The 18,260-nt window shown below is 34.7% G+C and carries 17 protein-coding genes; 9 read left to right on the forward strand and 8 right to left on the reverse strand.

The features are described from left to right. The first annotated feature begins 1 nt into the window (after window position 1). On the forward strand, window positions 2-3,157 hold the full coding sequence (locus J3D55_RS10825; protein ID WP_259131004.1) for an efflux RND transporter permease subunit: 3,156 nt from the start codon (window positions 2-4) through the stop codon (window positions 3,155-3,157). 16 nt (window positions 3,158-3,173) lie between these two features. Next, a complete protein-coding gene (locus J3D55_RS10830) occupies window positions 3,174-4,562 on the forward strand; it encodes a TolC family protein (RefSeq protein WP_259135085.1) in 1,389 nt (462 codons plus the stop codon). A gap of 311 nt (window positions 4,563-4,873) precedes the next feature. Here the strand turns inward: J3D55_RS10830 and J3D55_RS10835 are convergent, their stop codons facing one another. The 3 genes from J3D55_RS10835 to J3D55_RS10845 all read right to left on the reverse strand — a co-directional run bounded on the left by J3D55_RS10835 (window position 4,874) and on the right by J3D55_RS10845 (window position 7,243). Next, on the reverse strand, window positions 4,874-5,794 hold the full coding sequence (locus J3D55_RS10835; protein ID WP_259131005.1) for a helix-turn-helix domain-containing protein: 921 nt from the start codon (window positions 5,792-5,794) through the stop codon (window positions 4,874-4,876). Between the two features lie 65 nt (window positions 5,795-5,859). Next, a complete protein-coding gene (locus J3D55_RS10840; protein WP_259131006.1) occupies window positions 5,860-6,633 on the reverse strand; it encodes an SDR family NAD(P)-dependent oxidoreductase in 774 nt (257 codons plus the stop codon). Between the two features lie 268 nt (window positions 6,634-6,901). After that, window positions 6,902-7,243 carry a DUF2511 domain-containing protein gene (locus J3D55_RS10845; protein WP_259131007.1) on the reverse strand — a complete coding sequence of 114 codons (342 nt, stop codon included), beginning with the start codon at window positions 7,241-7,243 and terminating at the stop codon, window positions 6,902-6,904. Between the two features lie 549 nt (window positions 7,244-7,792). Between J3D55_RS10845 and J3D55_RS10850 the strand changes: the two genes are divergently transcribed. Next, complete coding sequence (locus J3D55_RS10850; protein WP_259131008.1) at window positions 7,793-8,119, forward strand: helix-turn-helix domain-containing protein; 327 nt, start codon at window positions 7,793-7,795, stop codon at window positions 8,117-8,119. Between the two features lie 825 nt (window positions 8,120-8,944). Here J3D55_RS10850 and J3D55_RS10855 read toward each other — a convergent pair. Beyond that, the gene (locus J3D55_RS10855; protein ID WP_259131010.1) at window positions 8,945-9,301 is read right to left on the reverse strand and encodes a response regulator; all 357 of its coding nucleotides are present in this window, start codon (window positions 9,299-9,301) and stop codon (window positions 8,945-8,947) included. Between the two features lie 230 nt (window positions 9,302-9,531). Here J3D55_RS10855 and J3D55_RS10860 point away from each other — a divergent pair, with 230 nt between their 5' ends. Both J3D55_RS10860 and J3D55_RS10865 read left to right on the forward strand, forming a co-directional pair. Continuing rightward, window positions 9,532-9,984, forward strand: a complete 453-nt coding sequence (locus tag J3D55_RS10860) for a hypothetical protein (RefSeq protein ID WP_259131012.1) — start codon at window positions 9,532-9,534, stop codon at window positions 9,982-9,984. Window positions 9,985-10,535: 551 nt separating this feature from the next. Then, window positions 10,536-11,150: a DUF4142 domain-containing protein gene (locus J3D55_RS10865; RefSeq protein ID WP_259131014.1), complete on the forward strand. Its 615-nt coding sequence runs from the start codon at window positions 10,536-10,538 to the stop codon at window positions 11,148-11,150. 146 nt (window positions 11,151-11,296) lie between these two features. Here the strand turns inward: J3D55_RS10865 and xth are convergent, their stop codons facing one another. Together xth and J3D55_RS10875 are read right to left on the reverse strand one after the other, a co-directional pair. Further along, window positions 11,297-12,076, reverse strand: a complete 780-nt coding sequence (gene xth / locus J3D55_RS10870) for an exodeoxyribonuclease III (protein WP_259131016.1) — start codon at window positions 12,074-12,076, stop codon at window positions 11,297-11,299. Window positions 12,077-12,948: 872 nt separating this feature from the next. Next, window positions 12,949-13,500, reverse strand: a complete 552-nt coding sequence (locus tag J3D55_RS10875; protein ID WP_259131018.1) for a TetR/AcrR family transcriptional regulator — start codon at window positions 13,498-13,500, stop codon at window positions 12,949-12,951. 115 nt (window positions 13,501-13,615) lie between these two features. Between J3D55_RS10875 and J3D55_RS10880 the strand changes: the two genes are divergently transcribed. From J3D55_RS10880 to J3D55_RS10890, 3 genes are all read left to right on the forward strand, one after another. After that, window positions 13,616-14,470: an AraC family transcriptional regulator gene (locus tag J3D55_RS10880; protein ID WP_259131020.1), complete on the forward strand. Its 855-nt coding sequence runs from the start codon at window positions 13,616-13,618 to the stop codon at window positions 14,468-14,470. A gap of 133 nt (window positions 14,471-14,603) precedes the next feature. Next, window positions 14,604-15,140: a DUF417 family protein gene (locus J3D55_RS10885; RefSeq protein ID WP_259131022.1), complete on the forward strand. Its 537-nt coding sequence runs from the start codon at window positions 14,604-14,606 to the stop codon at window positions 15,138-15,140. A gap of 52 nt (window positions 15,141-15,192) precedes the next feature. Next, a complete protein-coding gene (locus J3D55_RS10890) occupies window positions 15,193-15,726 on the forward strand; it encodes a carboxymuconolactone decarboxylase family protein (RefSeq protein WP_259131024.1) in 534 nt (177 codons plus the stop codon). A gap of 552 nt (window positions 15,727-16,278) precedes the next feature. Here J3D55_RS10890 and J3D55_RS10895 read toward each other — a convergent pair. Beyond that, window positions 16,279-16,869 (reverse strand): hypothetical protein, encoded by a 591-nt coding sequence (locus J3D55_RS10895; RefSeq protein WP_259131025.1) that lies wholly within the window; start codon window positions 16,867-16,869, stop codon window positions 16,279-16,281. Continuing rightward, window positions 16,853-17,350: an RNA polymerase sigma factor gene (locus J3D55_RS10900; RefSeq protein ID WP_259131026.1), complete on the reverse strand. Its 498-nt coding sequence runs from the start codon at window positions 17,348-17,350 to the stop codon at window positions 16,853-16,855. The genes J3D55_RS10895 and J3D55_RS10900 overlap by 17 nt, the downstream gene beginning before the upstream one ends. A 643-nt stretch (window positions 17,351-17,993) precedes the next feature. Between J3D55_RS10900 and J3D55_RS22520 the strand changes: the two genes are divergently transcribed. Further along, window positions 17,994-18,227 carry an IS1 family transposase gene (locus J3D55_RS22520; protein ID WP_374759485.1) on the forward strand — a complete coding sequence of 78 codons (234 nt, stop codon included), beginning with the start codon at window positions 17,994-17,996 and terminating at the stop codon, window positions 18,225-18,227. The last annotated feature ends 33 nt before the right edge of the window (window positions 18,228-18,260 follow it).

Below are 18,260 nucleotides of genomic sequence, written 5' to 3' on the forward strand. Positions count from 1 at the left end.
CATGCTAAAATTATTTATAAGAAGACCGGTATTGAGTACAGTAATCTCTGTAATCATTATCGTATTGGGTATTTTGGGAATAAGCAGTTTGCCTGTAGCACAATATCCTAATATTGCACCGCCCACGATTCAGGTTTCTGCTTCTTATCCCGGTGCAAATACAACTACGCTGATCAATAGTGTGGTTTATCCACTAGAACAGCAAATCAATGGGGTAGAAGGGATGACGTACATGACTTCTTCGGCGAGTAACACAGGTTCGGCAAGTATCAGTGTGTATTTTGCGGTAGGAGTAGATCCCAATCAGGCTGCTGTAGATGTACAAAATAGGATAAGTACTGTATTGGCGAAACTTCCGCAAGCTGTGACACAGGCGGGTGTAACTGTAAGAAAGCAACAAAGTAGTAATGTTTTAATCGTCGGATTATTCAGTGATAAGGTCCAATATGATCAGAAATTTTTACAAAATTATGCAGCGATAAATATTGTTCCACAGTTGCAAAGAGCAAAAGGAGTTGGCGGAGCCAATATTTTTGGGGGAGCCATGACTTATGCAATGCGTATTTGGTTACAACCCGATAAAATGGCCGCTTACGGGTTGGTTCCTGCTGATGTAACCACAGCCTTAAATGCACAGAATTTTAATGCAGCTCCCGGTAAAATCGGGGATAATATGGGACAGGCTTTTCAATATGATATTACATATTCGGGAACGTTGGCTTCATTAGAACAGTTTCAAAAGGTTATTGTTAAATCTATAGGAAACGGGCAATATTTATATCTAAAAGACATTGCACGTATCGATCTGGGAACCCAAACTTATACGAGTGCTACAGCTATTAATGGTAAACCCGGAGTGGCAATTTCGATTAGCCAAACGCCTGGATCAAATGCTCAGGAAGTAATTGTTGGGGCACAGAAAGTAATGGCTGATGCCTCAAAAAACTTTCCTTCCGGTATCAAAATGCTGGAATTAGTTAATATCAACAACTTTTTGAATGAAAGTATTTCAAAAGTAATTCACACCCTTGTTGAATGTTTTTTACTGGTATTTTTAGTAATCTTAATTTTTTTACAGGATGTAAGGTCAACGATTATTCACGGAGTTTCGGTTCCGGTGTCTATTATCGGGACGTTTTTCTTCCTGTATTTATTTGGATATAGTCTTAATTTATTGACTTTGTTTGCTTTGGTACTCGCAATTGGAATCGTGGTAGATGATGCTGTGGTGGTGGTTGAAGCAGTTCATAGTAAGTTGGAACATGGTTATACTTCTCCCCGTAAAGCGGCAATTGATGCAATGGGTGAAATTGGACCTGCTATTGTTTCTATCACGCTTGTGATGGCTTCTGTATTCCTTCCGGTGACTTTCTTAGGAGGTTCGGCAGGGGTTTTTTACAAGCAATTTGGAATTACTTTGGCGATTGCCATTATGATTTCGGCGGTAAATGCATTGACGTTAAGTCCTGCTTTGGCGGCTATGTTTTTACGACCCCATAAAGAGGAAGAAGAAGCTGCTAAAAAAGGTTTTCTTCAAAAAATAAAGAATGGATTTAATTCGAATTATGAAAAAGTAATTAATAAATACACCAATTCTGTCAATTTTCTGATCAGAAGAAAATGGCTCACAGCGATTATTGTTATTGCTTTTGGAGGTCTATTTTATTTCACGATAAAAAGTGTGGCTTCGAGTTTTGTTCCTGCCGAAGATATGGGAACTGTTTTCGTCAATGTAACACTTCCTGCTGCAGCTACAAAAGAAAGGGTACAACTTGTCAATAAGCAGATTGACAGTATTGCTCATACCATTCCTGAAGTAAAAGCTACTATGACTACTTTGGGACAAAATCAGTTAGGAGGAAGCGGAAGTTCTTACGGAATGCTGATTCTGCGATTGACTCCTTGGAGCGATCGTCCCGGTGTTACGGATAAAGATATTATTCAGCAGCTTACGGAAAAAACAAAAAATATACGCGGGGCATCCATTAATTTCATGCAACAGCCCACGATCAGTGGTTTTGGAACGAGTGGAGGTTTTACTTTTCAGATAGAAGACAGGGGAGGGCACAGCATCAGTGATTTTTATGCCGTATCGCAAAACTTTTTAGATGTTCTTACCAAAAGACCTGAAATTCAGTACGCAGCGACAGCATTTAACCCTAATTTTCCACAATATGAAGTGGATGTAAATATTGCTAAATGCGAAGACAACGGCATACAACCCTCAGAAATTTTAAATCTGATGAACGTGTACTACGGAAGTTCGTACGTAAGCAACTTTACAGAATTTGGACAACAATATCAGATTATTCTTCAGGCCGATAATCCTTACAGAGGAACGGTGGAACAGATGAATAATATTAAAATACGCACTGCCAGCGGAACGATGAGCCCTGTTTCGGAATATATTACGATGAAAAAAGTGTTCGGACCTTCATCTATTTCCCGATTTAATATGTATAATGCGATTTCCATCAACGGTTCACCAAACAATGGATACAGTACAGGACAATCTATGGAAGCTATTAATGAAGTGGCAGAACAGGTTTTGCCACCCGGTTATAGTTTTGAATACAGCGGAATGAGTAAAGAAGAGCAAAGTTCTGGTTCTCAAGCGAGTATTATATTTTTATTAAGTCTTTGTTTTGTCTATCTATTATTAAGTGCTTTATATGAAAGTTATATTCTTCCATTAGCTGTAATTCTTTCATTACCAGTCGGATTAAGCGGGATATTTGTCTTCGCGAAATTATTTGGAATTGATAATAATATTTACGTGCAGATCTGTATGATTATGCTGATTGGACTTTTGGCTAAAAATGCTATTTTGATGGTTGAATTTTCTCTTGAAAAAAGACATGAGGGAATGGGATTGCTGGAAAGCGCATTGGAAGGAGCCAAAATCAGAATCCGACCGATTTTAATGACGTCGTTGGCTTTTATTTTTGGTTTAATGCCTTTGATGTTTTCTACGGGAGTTGGAGCAAACGGTAACAGATCGATTGGTATCGGTTCCATTGGCGGAATGTTGTTCGGAACATTGCTTGGGATATTTGTAATCCCCGGATTGTATGTGATTTTCCAGGGATTGCAGGAGAAAATCAAGTCTAATAAATATGATGAAAACGACGAATTGATTGTTGAGGACAAAAAATAATCTTACAGTGAAAAGCATGACACATTTGAAAAAATATAAATCAATTCTCTATATATCGGTTTTTTCGGTTGTACTTTATAGCTGTGATGTTACGAAACCGTATGTTGAAAAACAGTCGGTTCCGGATCATTTATATGGAGATTCACTTACAGGAGCAGATAAAACAAGTATGGCTGTACTTTCCTGGAAAGAGATTTTTAAAGATCCTTTATTGCAACAGCTTATTTCTGAGGGAATTGAAAATAATTTAGACTTAAAAACAGCAACTGCAAATCTAAAAGCTGCAGAAGCTAATTTTGTACAAAGTAAGCAGGCATTATTGCCTTCGCTTTCCGGTAATGCTTCGGCGGGAGAATATCATCCGTCTAATAATCAGGCGGCTAATCCACAGGTTTATCAGTTGTATGCACTTTCGTCATGGCAGGTTGATATTTGGGGCAAACTGAAAAGCACCAAACGATCGATGTATGCCACTTATCTTGCCAGTGATGCCTACAGACAGGCGGTGCAGACACAGCTTGTTGCCAATATAGCGATTACTTATTATCAATTGCTGGCTTATGATGAACAGTTGAATATTGTTAATCAATCTTTAGAAGTCTATTCAAAAGATACCGAAACAATGAAGGTTTTAAAAAACAGCGATGTGGTTACAGGCGCAGCAGTAGTGCAAAGTGCTGCAAATTATTTCGCCGTAAAATCTACCGTTCCTGATATAAAAAATAATATTCGCCAGGCAGAAAATACATTGTCTTTATTACTTGGAAGAACGCCGGGAACGATTAAAAGGGATTCAATTTTTAACGAACAGACTTATAATGAATTATCAACAGGTTTACCTTTAGAATTACTTGCCAACAGACCTGATGTAAAAGAAGCTGAGCTCCAATTGCGAAGCTATTTTGAACAGGTAAATGTTGCCAAAACCTCTTTTTATCCTTCCCTTACGATAACGGGACAGGCTGGTTTATATTCAACACAGTTAAAGTCATTTTTCAGTGCGGGTGCCTTCCTTGCTAATATTGTCGGTGGTTTGACACAGCCAATTTTTAATAATGGACTTAATAAACAACGATTAAAAGTAGCACAAGCCAATTACGAAGCCGCAGAATATAATTACAGCAAAGTATTGCTCACAGCAGGGCAGGAGGTTTCTAATGCACTCTATCAATATCAAATGGTAGATGAAAAAACGTCTTCCCGTCAGGAACAGATTGCCAATCTTGAAAAAGCAGTACATTTTACAAAAGAATTATTAAAATACACAAGTGCAACCAATTATACAGATGTTTTGACTTCGGAACAAAGTCTGTTAACCGCAAGACAAAGCGCAGTTACGGATAAATTACAGCAACTTCAGGCCGTTGTGAATCTGTATGCAGCATTAGGGGGCGGCTGGAAATAAAAAGAATATTCAAGAAGAAAATAATAATTAAATCAGATGATAAATAAAAATCTGGGTCATGGAAAATTGGTAACGGTTCAGATGTGGAGCTGGTAAAACGGGTGAGCCCTTATGGATAGTAGTGGAAATAGGTATTTTTTATTTGTAATTACAGTTACTGTATAAAGCTGGAGACCGCTAAACAGGATAGCGCCAGATTAAGCAAAGAATTGGAGATAAGGAAGACCGAGTATACTAAAATAATTATAATTTTTATCGTCGCCCTGATCATAGGTCTAATTATTACAAAAGTCTCTTGATCTTACACTTCATTAATTAAAGGATTGTCTAAATTCCAAAGGAGAAACGTTTGTTTTGGTCTTGAAAAGTTTGCTGAAAGATTGTGGATGTTCAAAACCTAATTCATATGCAATTTCACTTACCGTTAATTCGGTTGTAGTCAATCTTTCTTTTGCTTTTTCAATGAGCTTTTCGTGGATGTATTGTTGTGTATTTTGTCCGATCAGCGAGCGCAACATATCACTTAGGTAACCAGGAGAAATATTCAACTGATCTGAAAGATATTGCACGGTGGGAACTCCTCGATGCAAAGATTCCTGATTGTTGAGATAGTCATTCAGAATGGTTTCTGTTTTTTGAAGAATGTCATTGTTGACCGCCTTTCTGGTAATAAACTGGCGTTTGTAAAACCGGTTGACGTAACTCAGCATCAACTCTATTTGCGCAATCATCACCTCCTGACTGAATTCATCAACACGGCTGTTAAGTTCCTTTTCCATAATTTGGTAAACTGAAAGGATGATTTCTTTTTCTGTATCTGATAAATGCAGAGCCTCATTGGATGAATAAGAGAAGTAACCGTACTGCTTTATTTTCTTTGCCAAAGGATGTCCCAGCAGAAAATCAGGATGGATAAGCAATAGATAACAATAAGTTTTGCTGTTGTAATCCGTGCTTCCCACCAATTGATTGGGCGCTAAGAACAGCATGCTTCCTTCATTGTAATCGTAGTAATCCTGTCCATATTTCAGCCTTCCGCTGTTTTTTGTGATGAATGTTATTTTATAGAAACTCAAGACGTCGTAGATCGGTGCCATTTCGGTATTGAAAGGATTGTCCTCGTTGAAGTGAACAAGACTGATAAGAGGATGATGTGGTGCGGGCAAGCCAAACGCCTGATGACTTTGTGATATGGATATAAAACGTATCAATTTATCGTCTTTATTTTTCATCTTATAAATTTATTAAAAAAACCTATGACAAATTGCTCATCATAGGTTTCTAAGTTGATTAAACCTTACCAGGGAAGAATATTGTCTTTTCCGCTGAAATTGGCAGGTCCTGTAAAACTTCCAGTTGGAAGATCTTCGGTCAAAGCTACTCTTATCGGTTCAATAGAACCTTCTTCCACTGTATCTGTTCCCTGAAAATTATTGAGTGCTGTAGCCGTAAAGCCAGGACTTACAAGGTGTACTTTGATGCCGGTGTTTTCCAATTCTATCGCAAGAGAAAGAAAAATCCCGTTGAGTGCCGTTTTAGAAGCTCCATACGCCGCATCGAAGGCTGAACGGTAAGGGTTTTCCGGATTTGAATTGATTCCAAGAGATCCTAATGCACTGGAAACAGTCACAATACGTGCGGCAGATGCATTTTTCAATAAGGGTAAAAAAGCCTGAGTTATGGCGAGTGTACCAAAGACATTCGTTTCCCAGACGGTTTTCAATTCGTTGATCGGCACGATGCTCGCACGTTGTGCTCCCAATACTTCTTCCATTGTGCGCCCGGAATTACCTGCAGTTGAGATGGCGGCGTTATTGACCAATAATGTAAGATATCCAAATTCACTTTGTATTTTTATCACTGCCGCATTGATGGAATCGGAATCAGTAATATCCAACTGGATTGCTTTTGCAAGACTGCCAATTTCAGCAACTGCAGTTTCGCCTTTTTGTAAATCTCGGGAACCTGCATAAACGGTGTAACCATTATCTGCAAGGGCTTTTGCAATTTGAAAACCTACACCTGTATTAGCACCGGAAACAAGTGCTACTTTTTGTTCATTTATCTGCATAATTTTATTTAAATGTAATACAGCAAAGGTGGATATTAAAAAGGCAGTACTTGTAGTCAAATCGAGACTACCTGAAGTCAAATTGAGGATTGACTTCTTTTTTTTTATCTTAGAATGACTTTTCAAAAAGCAAGCATGGTAAACATCTTTTTTGCGCTTTTGGAAATAGGTTTTGGAAATTTAAAATGATAGGATAGTAATGAACTTAAATAGACACTAACGGTTAAGGTTGCCAAAAAGTTTTTTGTATCCTATGTATAAAGTATTGTTATTTATTCTCACAGATCATTAGTCCCTGCGTTATAAAATCTACATAGGGAATTTTAAGACCGTCAAATTTAGGGTCATCCAGCCAGATCTCTTCTACATCACTGATAGATGGGTCATTGTTGGAAGCTCCTTTTGCAGTACCATTGAGGGCGTAGATCTTTCCATTGCTTGTTCTGCCATAGATTTCTTTGTAGCCGGAACAATAAACTTCTATCTCATTAATAGAGAATGGCCAGTCACCGATGTAGTCCTGTTTGGTGAACTTAAGTGTATTTTTTTCAGCAGGCGCACTACAGGATAAAATTAAAAATAGTACTGAAAATAAGCAGAAATTTTTCATGGATAAAGATATATTATCGACAAAAGTAAGGATACTAATGGGTAACAAATTACGGGTTTCCGTAACTGATTTTTGCTATTTTTAGTTACTAAACGGATTATTTGGTAGATAGCTAACTGTAAAAAGCAGTTGGAATGAGTTGTAGATATTTGTTCGGAAGGAAAGAAACAATATTGTATTTATTCAGCAATCCATATGACAGGCACTTTGCACTGAAATACATGGGTTTACTTTTAGTGAAATATACACTTACGAAAGGAAAAGGAGTTTTATCAAACAGTTTTTTTGAGATTTGAGCAGCGAAGGGAATTTTTACCACGCTGCAAATTTTTAACAGCAAACACCGTAATTTGATAGTTTAACAGTAATGATCAATCTATCGAAATTTGAATATAGTTATAGTTGTGGATAAGACAAGATGCTTGCCGATAGATTTTTAATGGAATATCCATAAATTTACGTAGTTATCCTGCTCAGTTAGTACAAACAAAAAGTTAGTGCTTGGAGGGGTATATTCAATAAATGGCCTAATAATCAAAAAATGTTACGTTGAGACCTAATTATAAGCGGATTTATCATGATATTCTGAAAGAGAAGTACCCTGAGAAATTGGAGGATGCTAAGGTTTTGTATCTTCTAGATAATTTAAAAACAGTTGATGATATTCTTAAAATTAATGCACTAGTTTCAGATTCTTCAAGAAAAAGTTCTACAAATAACCAGAAATTAAAAAATTACGATAAACAAACGGTGCTAAAGCTCCTGCAATATCAAAGAAAACATCAGTTATCTACCAATTTTATGTCAAAAAAATACAATATGAGCAGGAATACCATTTCCAAATGGTGGAAATTATTTGGGGATGAAGTAGAATAGTTTCACATTTTATAACCAAAATCGTTGTCTTCGGTGACGGTTCAGAGGCGAAGTTTTTATGTAACAGACATCTGTAGGTTATCAATTAATGAATTTACAGTTGAAGAAGAAAGTGACTGATTAAAAAACAAAATCCCCCATAATTAAAAAATGAGGGATAAAACACAAATGATGAAAAAAAATTTATTTTCATAGCTAATATAAATATTTTCAAAACATCAGCACAGAGAGTGACTGTTAAAAATTAGTTAATTAAAGTGCTTCAGGTTACCAATGTATTCTAAGATTCCATTACGGTACCCTGTTCAGATGGAAAGTTGGCAAATGATGTGAATGCTTGTGAATAAATTTTGAAATAGACTATCTATCCTAATAATTCCTAAACATATTCATAGTACCAAAAGAAAAGAAAGTAATCATATTGAAAAGAAATTTCTTGATTAAAGAACTGATTTAAAGAGGTTAGGAAGAAAAAGTATTAATAAAGATGAAAAGACAGATACAATAATGCTATATTAAGAATTTATTTTTGGGCAAATTTTCTCAATAAAAATAAAAGGTATAGATGTTTATCTTATTTAAAATAGGAAATTAATATAGAAATGTTTGACTTTCACCGTAGTGGGCTTTACCTAAAAGTGAACACTAACTTTCTTATATTCATATTTGGCGACTCATATTGATCATTCAATTTCACTTAAAAGTCGTCCTCGGCTTCTTAATTAGGTTCACATTTGAATCCTTCCAATGAAATTCTAATTAACTAGATTCAAATGGAAACCTTTGTGGACAATTACTCTCAACGTTTTGCTGGTGTCCAAAAGATTAGGAATTTTTTTTGACGACATCTATCATATGATTAATATCGAAAGGTTTTTGCAGATAATCATTGGCTTTACATTCTTTTGCTATTTGTGGGAGGTTGTTTGAAGTGGAAGTAAGTACAGCTCCGATTTCATCTGTATTAGGATCAGATTTTAATTCTTCGATCACTTTTGCTCCTTTCTTCCCACCTTGTATGTGGTCATCTATAATGACTACATCGGGCTCAATTTCGTCAATTTTTTCTATGGTTTTGGTAGTTAATGATGGAATAACGGCAAAGCCTTCCTCTTCTAATACCTGATCCATGATATCCAAAATATCTTTATTATCTTGGATAAGGACAACCTTCTTTTTCATAAGAATTAATTTTATATAAAAATAATGAAAAAACCATTACGAAATCACCACAACTTGACTACGAATAAACAACAGCTAAAATACGTTATAAAAAAAATAACAGTTAAATTCATTGAGGATCCAAGTGTATAGTTTTAATTTAATTCACTGATGAATAGCTAGAAAATAAAAATAAAAAAGATGTATATCATACATCTTTTTTATTAATTTAGATAAGTGTATTGTAGCCTATGAAGAAAAAAGATTCCTTGCAATTAACTACAGTGAAGTTTAAGAAAAATAAGGTAGGATTTACTGTTGCAGCCATCATATCCCTAGTTTTGGGAGGGATGTTTTATTTTATTTTTAAGGATGAAAGTATTATTATAGGTTGGTTTCTATTTGCAGCCGGAATCATTCTATCAATTTATTGTTTATCAAATGCAACTAGTCATGTTGTGGTATTGGAGCTTAACGCAAGGGGGATTAAATATAAAAAGTATCACTACAGCTGGGCTGAATTACGCAGCTATTCGATACGTGAAGAAAATCATGAGGACGCTTCATTTACTTATTTGGTGTTGAATTTAAAAAACATAAAAACCCCACTTGCAATTCAGCTGGATTGGATTGATGATCAACAGTCAGTGAAACATCATATGGCTATTTTCGCAGAGGCTTTTCAGATTGAATTTGAGGAATAGATAATTAATTTAATTATTAAATATCAATACCATGAAATTTCCCCGAAATTTACTTGAATACATCACTAATTTATTAATAAACATCAACCAGGCTGTTTCAGTAGCAGAAGTGTGACTTCAGTATTGTTACAGCTTGCCTTCTCGCAGATACTGAACGCAAGTTTGTTTTACAAAGGCGGTACAACGACCTATACTTTATCCGAAAAAGTTATTTATTAAACTCTCCTACAAGTTCAGCAAAGAGACTACCAAACAATATAGTATAAATTTTTCTCTCGAATCTTTGCTCTTGCCTCATCTATCAGAAGTCCCATCTATGTTATTTACGGATATTTCGTCTGGCAGATGAAATCGGCGACAGCTTTCATGAATATGACAAAAGCAAATTGCTCAAAAGATTAATTTGGTCAACTTTAGAAACTACATATAGACAACTTTGGATACCATTCTCTGAAAATTTATATTTTTTATGGAAACGTTTGGCAAATAAATTGTTACGGTTTGAAAAGAGCAATCTTAATCACAATTCACCAAGTAATTTATATAATATTATGAAAAATTCAATTTTAACGATTTTGGCAGTTTCTGTTATAGCAGGCTGCAAAAAAAATGAAAGTACAGCTGTTAATCAGTCTGCAGATACCAGTACTATATCGGCTCCTGTGGATTCCGGAATGCCAGTCCAGGATTCTGCTACAATCTCTGGAGCTGTAACGGATACTGCAACTGATCTTAGCAGCCAGGATAAACAATTTGCTGATGCAGCAGCAAGAGGAGGAATAATGGAAGTAATGATGGGCAAGCTTGCTGCAAGCAATGCTAACAATGCAACGGTAAAAACTTTGGGAGAAATGATGGTCACAGATCACAGCAGAGCGAATGATGAACTCAAAAAATGGGCATCTATAAAAAAATATACTTTGCCAACCGGTTTAGATGTCGAGCAGCAAAAGAAATATGATGCTCTTAAAGCAAAAAAAGGAGTTGAGTTCGATCATATGTATACTGATTTAATGGTTAGTGATCATCAAAAGGATATCGCAGAGTTTAAAAAAGAGGCTTCTGCAGGTACAGAAACTTCATTAAAATCTTTTGCCAGTACTACACTTCCTACTTTAGAGCATCATCTGATGGAATCTGAAAAAGCGAAGAAGGCAGTAAAATAATGCATCTAAACTATTGGTAAAACCTGCTATGCATATATAGCAGGTTTTTTTTATATCTTAAAAGATGCTTGAAGATATAAGAATAGTCAACATACATAAAGCTAGAGATGAAAGGGATATAATTTATCCATTCTTATAATTTTTAATCATCCGTTTTTATCCAGTTCAATCCACACAGGAGCATGGTCACTGCTTTTTTTCCATCCACGAACATGTTTGTCTACACCGGCAGATTTTAACATCGGCTGTAAAAAAGGGCTCAGAAGAAGATGATCGAGGCGAATTCCTGCATCACGATCGTAAGCTTTGTAGAGATAATCCCAGAACGTATAAATTTTCTCGTCAGGAAAGAGTGTTCGGATAGAATCTATCCAGCCTTTTTTCAATAGACTTTGAAAAGCTTTTCTTACTTCTATTCTGTAAAGCGCATCATTTTCCCATTTTTCAGGTTTGTAGACATCCAAGGCGTTTGGTATGATGTTAAAATCACCAATAAGTATAGCAGGAAGCTCCATATCGATGAGCTGATTGGTTCGCTTCTTTAGTCTTTTGATCCAGGAAAGTTTATAATCGAATTTTTCACCGGGATAGGGATTTCCATTAGGAAGATAAAAACAACAGATGACCATTTGATCAATAATTGCTTCAATATAACGACTTTGCAGATCGTTTTTATCACCTGGTAAAGATTGCTGTACTTCAACAATTTCGAGATCTTTTGTCAATATGGCAACTCCATTCCAGCTTTTCTGGCCTTTCCAGATTGCCTGATATCCTGCTTCATTTATTTCCTTAACAGGAAATCGTTCCTGAGGTGCTTTAAGTTCCTGCAGACAAACAATATCGGGATTTGCTTCATGTAACCATTGAAGCAGTACCGGCAGGCGTCCGTTGATTCCATTTACATTATAGGTTGCTATTTTCATAGGGCTTTTTCTTTTAAAGCATAGGTTTATCGTCGAAATGGCTTATCAATTCTGAAATCGATAATATTTTCAGAAGAATATAAATGTACATGCCATATATCAGATTTAATGCCAATCATTTTCCAATTAATTTATAGATAATTAAAAAATAAAGTCGGAATTAGTGAAGAAGGTAAAATGACTAAGTATAAACTAAACGACAATACATAAAAAATTCTTAAAATATCTTCCCATTTGTTAAATCTCCATTTCCTAAAGGTGTTACTATTAAGTTCATGAATTAAAAACTTAACGTATTCCCAGAGACCAAGAAAATAATGGATTTAAATTTGGAAAAAGAACTCTCCAATGTATTACAGATACATTGCTTTTGGAATATGATTAAAAAATATATACCGATCGACTCAATATCTACCCTAAATTAATTCCTAAACGTCTTAATAGTAACAAAAGAAGAGAAATTAATCATATTGAAAGGAAATTCCTTGATTTAGAACTCATATAAAAAGATTAGGGTGAAGATTATCAGTCAAGGTGAAAAAGACAGATATATTGATGCTATATTAAGAATTTGTTTTGGGGAAATTCCCTTAATGAAAATAAAAAGAGATGATCAAAAAATTTATTAACTTATATTTTTACGGAAACAATGATAAAAAAGTGTCCCAAGCTCGGGGAGACTCACATGTTATTTTTAGATAGGGCTTAATTGGATTAAGGTAACGGTTTAGACATGGAATACTTTTGGAGCTCCACATCTGAACCGTCCCCTAATTTTAAGGATGGTGCAGCTAATTTTTCGAAGGGCGAGCAAATCAAGAATAACAACTTATAGGATCGGTTGCAAATAAATTCAAACCTCCAAGAATTTGTCAAGAAAGAATTTGGGCAGCAATTTTTTTCGCTTTTTCTACCGGCCATTTTTGATGATGTACTTTATTGGCAATAAGGGCTCCCTCAAAGAGAATATAAATTTCATCAGCCAGATCTTCCTTGTCAATAGGCTCGAGAATATTTTTAAACAAGTTTCTTACCCCATTTTTCTGCTTTTGAATTTGCTTTACAATCCGTTCAGCATCTGTGGAAATTTCAGATATCAAATTCAAAAAATTGCATCCATAATATTCATCTCCTTGCACCATATCAATTAGGAAATCAAATATGGCGAGAACCTGTGCTTTAGGATCTTTTCCGCTTTTCGAAGCATTCAGCAGTGCTAAATCAGTAGCTGCTCCACTACTGATTAAATATTCCATCAGGATATCTTCTTTGGTACGGAAAGCAGTATACAAAGTAGACTTTACAACACCGGATTCTTCAATAATCTGATTGATGCCTGTATTTACATACCCCTGCTTGTAAAAAAGGCGGGATGCTGTGTCTATGATTGCTTTTCTCGCATCATTTTTTCTTTGATTAGCCATAGTGCAAAATTAGAATGTTTTTGTAACACGGACAAGTCTGTTCTTTTTGGATCACTAAAAACATTTTTAAAACAAACCAGTCTGTTTTTTATTATATTTGTAGAAATTTAAAAGAATGGTTCATCAATTTTATAATAAAAGAACAGATGCATTATTTCGCATGATCTACGGTGAAGAAATACTTGACCGGAATTTTTATGGAAAAGACCAAAAAGAAAAGCTGCTGACCATAGCTTGGAATCGCGGGCATGAGCAAATTATGATTATAGATAATCTTCCTTATAAATTTCCCGCTAACACTGTGCATTGCTTAATGACTAACGAGAATTTTTACTTTGAAAATGCCCAAGATATTGTAGTATGGCAATTTAGTCGTGAATTTTACTGTATTGTTGATCATGATAAAGAGGTGAGTTGTGTAGGCTTTATTTTTTACGGGTCTCCACAAAAAATGTTTATTGAGCTGTTTTCCAGGGATCAACATCAGATTGATCATATCCGCCAAATGCTGATCGATGAATTTGAAACCGATGACCATATTCAAGGTGAAATGCTGCAGGTCATTTTAAAGCGACTGATTATCATTGTAACAAGGTTAGCAAAAGCACAGTATATTGATGAAGATAAATTGCCTGAAGAAAAATTAGATATTGTAAGAAAGTATAATTTTCTTGTTGAGACCCACTACAAGAATGAACATCAGGTAAGTTTTTATGCTGACCAGCTGTGTAAATCACCAAAAACACTTTCCAATCTCTTTGCCCTTTACAATAACAAGAGTCCTGTAACAATTATCCAGGAACGGATTGCCCAGGAAGCAGTAAGATTATTCTATTATACCGATAAAACTGCTAAAGAAGTAGCTTATGAGCTTGGATTTGAAAACGCCAGTCACTTTGGGAAGTTTTTTAAAAGGGTTACAGGACAAACCATAACGGAGCTTAAAACACAAAAACCCGTGACTAAATAATGTTGAAGGCAATCAGGAATCGCCATGTCGGGAAAAATTGACCTCACGTTGGGCATTTCCGGCCTTTTTCTCCGTTTTGTTTTGTTTGATCTTTGTCCTATCAAAATATATATCATTAACAAAACAATTCAAAATGAAAAACTTAGAATTAGGCAACATGTATCAAATGAACAAAAAGGAACATAATATTATTGTAAGGTTTGCTGCATGGATCAGCAAGAAGAATCTTCCTTTTTTCGTGATTAGCATCGGTATGATTGTAATGCTTTTGTGGGCAGGATCATATAAAATGACCATACCGGGTGCAGACGGAATTGTACCACTTGTCACAAACAGTCCATTAATAAGCTGGCATTTTAAATTGTTGGGAACATATGTGGGCTCTGACTTTATCGGTTTAACTGAAGTCATAGCTGCGATTCTTATAATAATAGGATTTTTCAAGCCACAGATTGGAATTATAGGAGGAGCAATAGGCATTATAATGTTTTTTACGACAAGTACAATGTTGATAACTACGCCGGATTCATTGGTTGATGTAAATGGTGTAAAATATATGAGTTTCCTCGGCCTGTTTTTGTATAAAGACATTATCGGATTAGGAGCTTCATTATTTTTAATAACACAATTTGGTAAAAAGGCAATGCTAAAAGAAATAAAAGCGAGATAATAAAAGGCTAATAATTAATAATTCAATAACATACTTAAAAAAAGAAAATAATATGAAATCAGTAAAAGTACCAACAAGAGAACAGGTGTCAGAAACCAATCAAGTATTATTCGATACTCTGAAAAAGAACATCGGAAGTGTTCCCAATTTATTTGCAGTGTTTGCGCATTCTGAAAATGCTTTAGGAAGTTATCTAGCTCTGTCAGGAGCAAAGACATCTCTGAAAGCTAAAGAAAAAGAAGTGATAAATTTAGTGGTAAGTCAGGTAAATGATTGTGCTTATTGTCTGGCTGCTCATACAGCAATTTCTAAAATGCAAGGGTTTACAGATGAACAGATTGTGGAAATTCGTAAAGGAGGGGCAAGTTTTGACACAAAATTGGATGCATTGGCTAAATTGGCTAAAAGTATTGCAGAAAATAAAGGTCATGCCGATGAGCAGTCAATTGAAAATTTTTATGCGGCAGGTTATAGCGAAGGTTCATTAATAGATGTTGTATTGGTAGTTGGAGATAAAACCATTACTAATTATATCTATGCGTTGACCAATATTCCTGTAGATTTTCCGGCTGCACCGGTAATTTAATCTCCAATATTCACATGAATTGGATTACTATAAAGGTAAATAAAAAGGAGATATAGAAAAATGGCTGTCACATATTTGGAGACAGCCATTTTTAATTTTTACAAGAGATTCGGGCAGGGGTGAGAATAACTTTACTTTTAGCTTCTGACTATTCAATATTTAGTAATTCAGGATTATTTATTCATTGATCGAATACTCAAATTCCCGTAAAAGCAATAGCTGTTATAAATATAAATTGAATAATGATATCCTTTGATGTAGCAATTCGAATTTTTTAGGTTATAAATAACTGGAATGATTATATGTGAATTTAATATCTGAAACGTTACCCGCTTGAAGATGAAAGTAACTTATTAAAAAATAAAATCCCTCACAATTAATAAATGAGGGATAAAAACACAAATGATGAAAAAAAATTTATTTTCATAGCTAATATAAGTATTTTCAAAACATTAGCAGAGAAGATGACTGTTAAAAATCAGTTAATTATATTGGGGTAAGGGTTCAGATGTGGAGTTTTTAATTACCTTACATCTAAACCGTTACCTAATTTTATTCTTCAAAACCTTTTTCCAAACTTTGCAGAGCATTGATAACGGTCTCTAGTTTATCTCTTTGTTTTTTGACTTGTTTTGGTCTGATGAAAACCCAAGAGATTACTATCCAGAGAAAGATAAGTCCGTAGGTTAATAATCCTCCCATTAAAGACATTCTCATTGTGAATTCGAAAAGGTAACAAGCCAAGCCAAGAGAGAGAATTATATAATAAATATTGATCCCTTTCGTCTGCATATAGAAATTTTTCTGTTGCAGAATTTTTAGGATTTTAAGATATTCTTGATTATTAAGGGAGGGATTTATTTTGCTAATAATATTTATTTTCTGAAAATTCTGGAAGATGTATATTCCAAGGGCAATAAACATTAAGATCATTCCTGATTTTGTAAGAATATGTAGATCTGGAAATCTAAACCAAACCCAGATTATCATTCCCGTTGAAACACACAAAGAAAGAATTTGAAATATGGTCGCACGTATCTGTTTTTTTCTATATAAGTTAGCTTTTTCTTTGATTTCTTTAATATTCGGAATTTCCGTTTTTTTATTATTCCAAATGTCTTTAAAATTATAATTGGGTTCCATATTTTCTAAACTTTTCGGTTAATTTTTCTTTGATTCTGTGAATTTTGACTCTTACATTGGCAGGAGAAATCCCTACCACCTCTGCGATTTCCGCTTGTTTCATTTCTTCGAGCTCCAGAGAAATGATAATTCTTTCAAGCTCCGGCAATTCAGAAATGCATTGATAAAGAAAACCTGTCATCTTTTCTTGCTCAAGCTTACTATCTTTTTCTGAAAGATCTTTGATCTGATAAGGAAGTTCGTTTTTGGGCATTCGCTTTTCGAGATGAATTTGTCTTAGACAAATATTCGAGGCAATTCTGTAAATCCAAGTTCCAACAGCAGCTTCTTGTCGGAATTTTGGCAATTGTTGGAAAACGGCGATAAAAGTTTCCTGACACAGATCTTTAGCCATGTCATCATCATTTACATAACCCATGCAAAGGCGAAAGATCTTTTTCCAATAGGTATGATAAATTTCATCGAAGTTTAGGTTGTTCATTTATCCTTTTAGACTTTAGTAAACATCCAACCGGAAATGTTACAAAAATTTTTAGTTAAGAGCCTGTTTAAATTTTATATTACAAATTTTTGTAACCCTGTTTGAAATATGGTTTTTATATTTTCTTGAGAATAAAAGTTTTGTATCAAAAGACCTAAGCTTCTTTCAAATGGAATACACTCTTATTTTTAACGCAAAGATTATATTTACATTCCGCATTATTTTAGAAAGCAAAGGCAAATAAAATTTGCTTCACAAAGCGTGAAAACAGCGCTTCATCAAATCAACTTGTTGATTCATCTTTGCCCACTTCATAATAAGCACTATTGAATTATATCTTTGCGTTAAAAATTAATACTGCTTTTTGAAATGTTTGAATTAAATTTAGCCAGACTCTAAGGTATAGAATCTTGTATTATGAGTTTTATTTTGAAGTAATTCAATAAGTAATTTCTCCTTTTAGTAACCGTTTAGATGTGGAGTTGGTAAAAGGTGTGGACTTTTATGGATAGTAGTGGAAAAAGGTGTTTTAATCATAGCAGCTTATAACAAAGCAGAGGGCGTTGGTATAAATGGAGTAGGTAAATTACTAAGTATAAGCAAAACGACAATACTTAAAAAACTCTTAAAATAGCTTCGAATATTGTTAAGTGTCCAATTTCCTATAGGCGTTACCATCGAAGTTGATGAATTAAAAACCCACACCCAAAACAAAAGTAATGAACGCTGGGTAGTTACAGCGTATTGCCGAGAGACCAAAAAAATAATTGATTATAAATTTGGAAGAATAACTACCAAAACTCTACAATGTGTTACAGGTACATTGCTTTTTGCTAATCCAGTTAAAATATATACATCTATCCTAAGTTATTCCTAAACGTCTTCATAGTACTAAAAGAAGAGAAACTAA

It is taken from the genome of Chryseobacterium ginsenosidimutans (assembly GCF_024807225.1).
Lineage (GTDB): Bacteria > Bacteroidota > Bacteroidia > Flavobacteriales > Weeksellaceae > Chryseobacterium > Chryseobacterium ginsenosidimutans.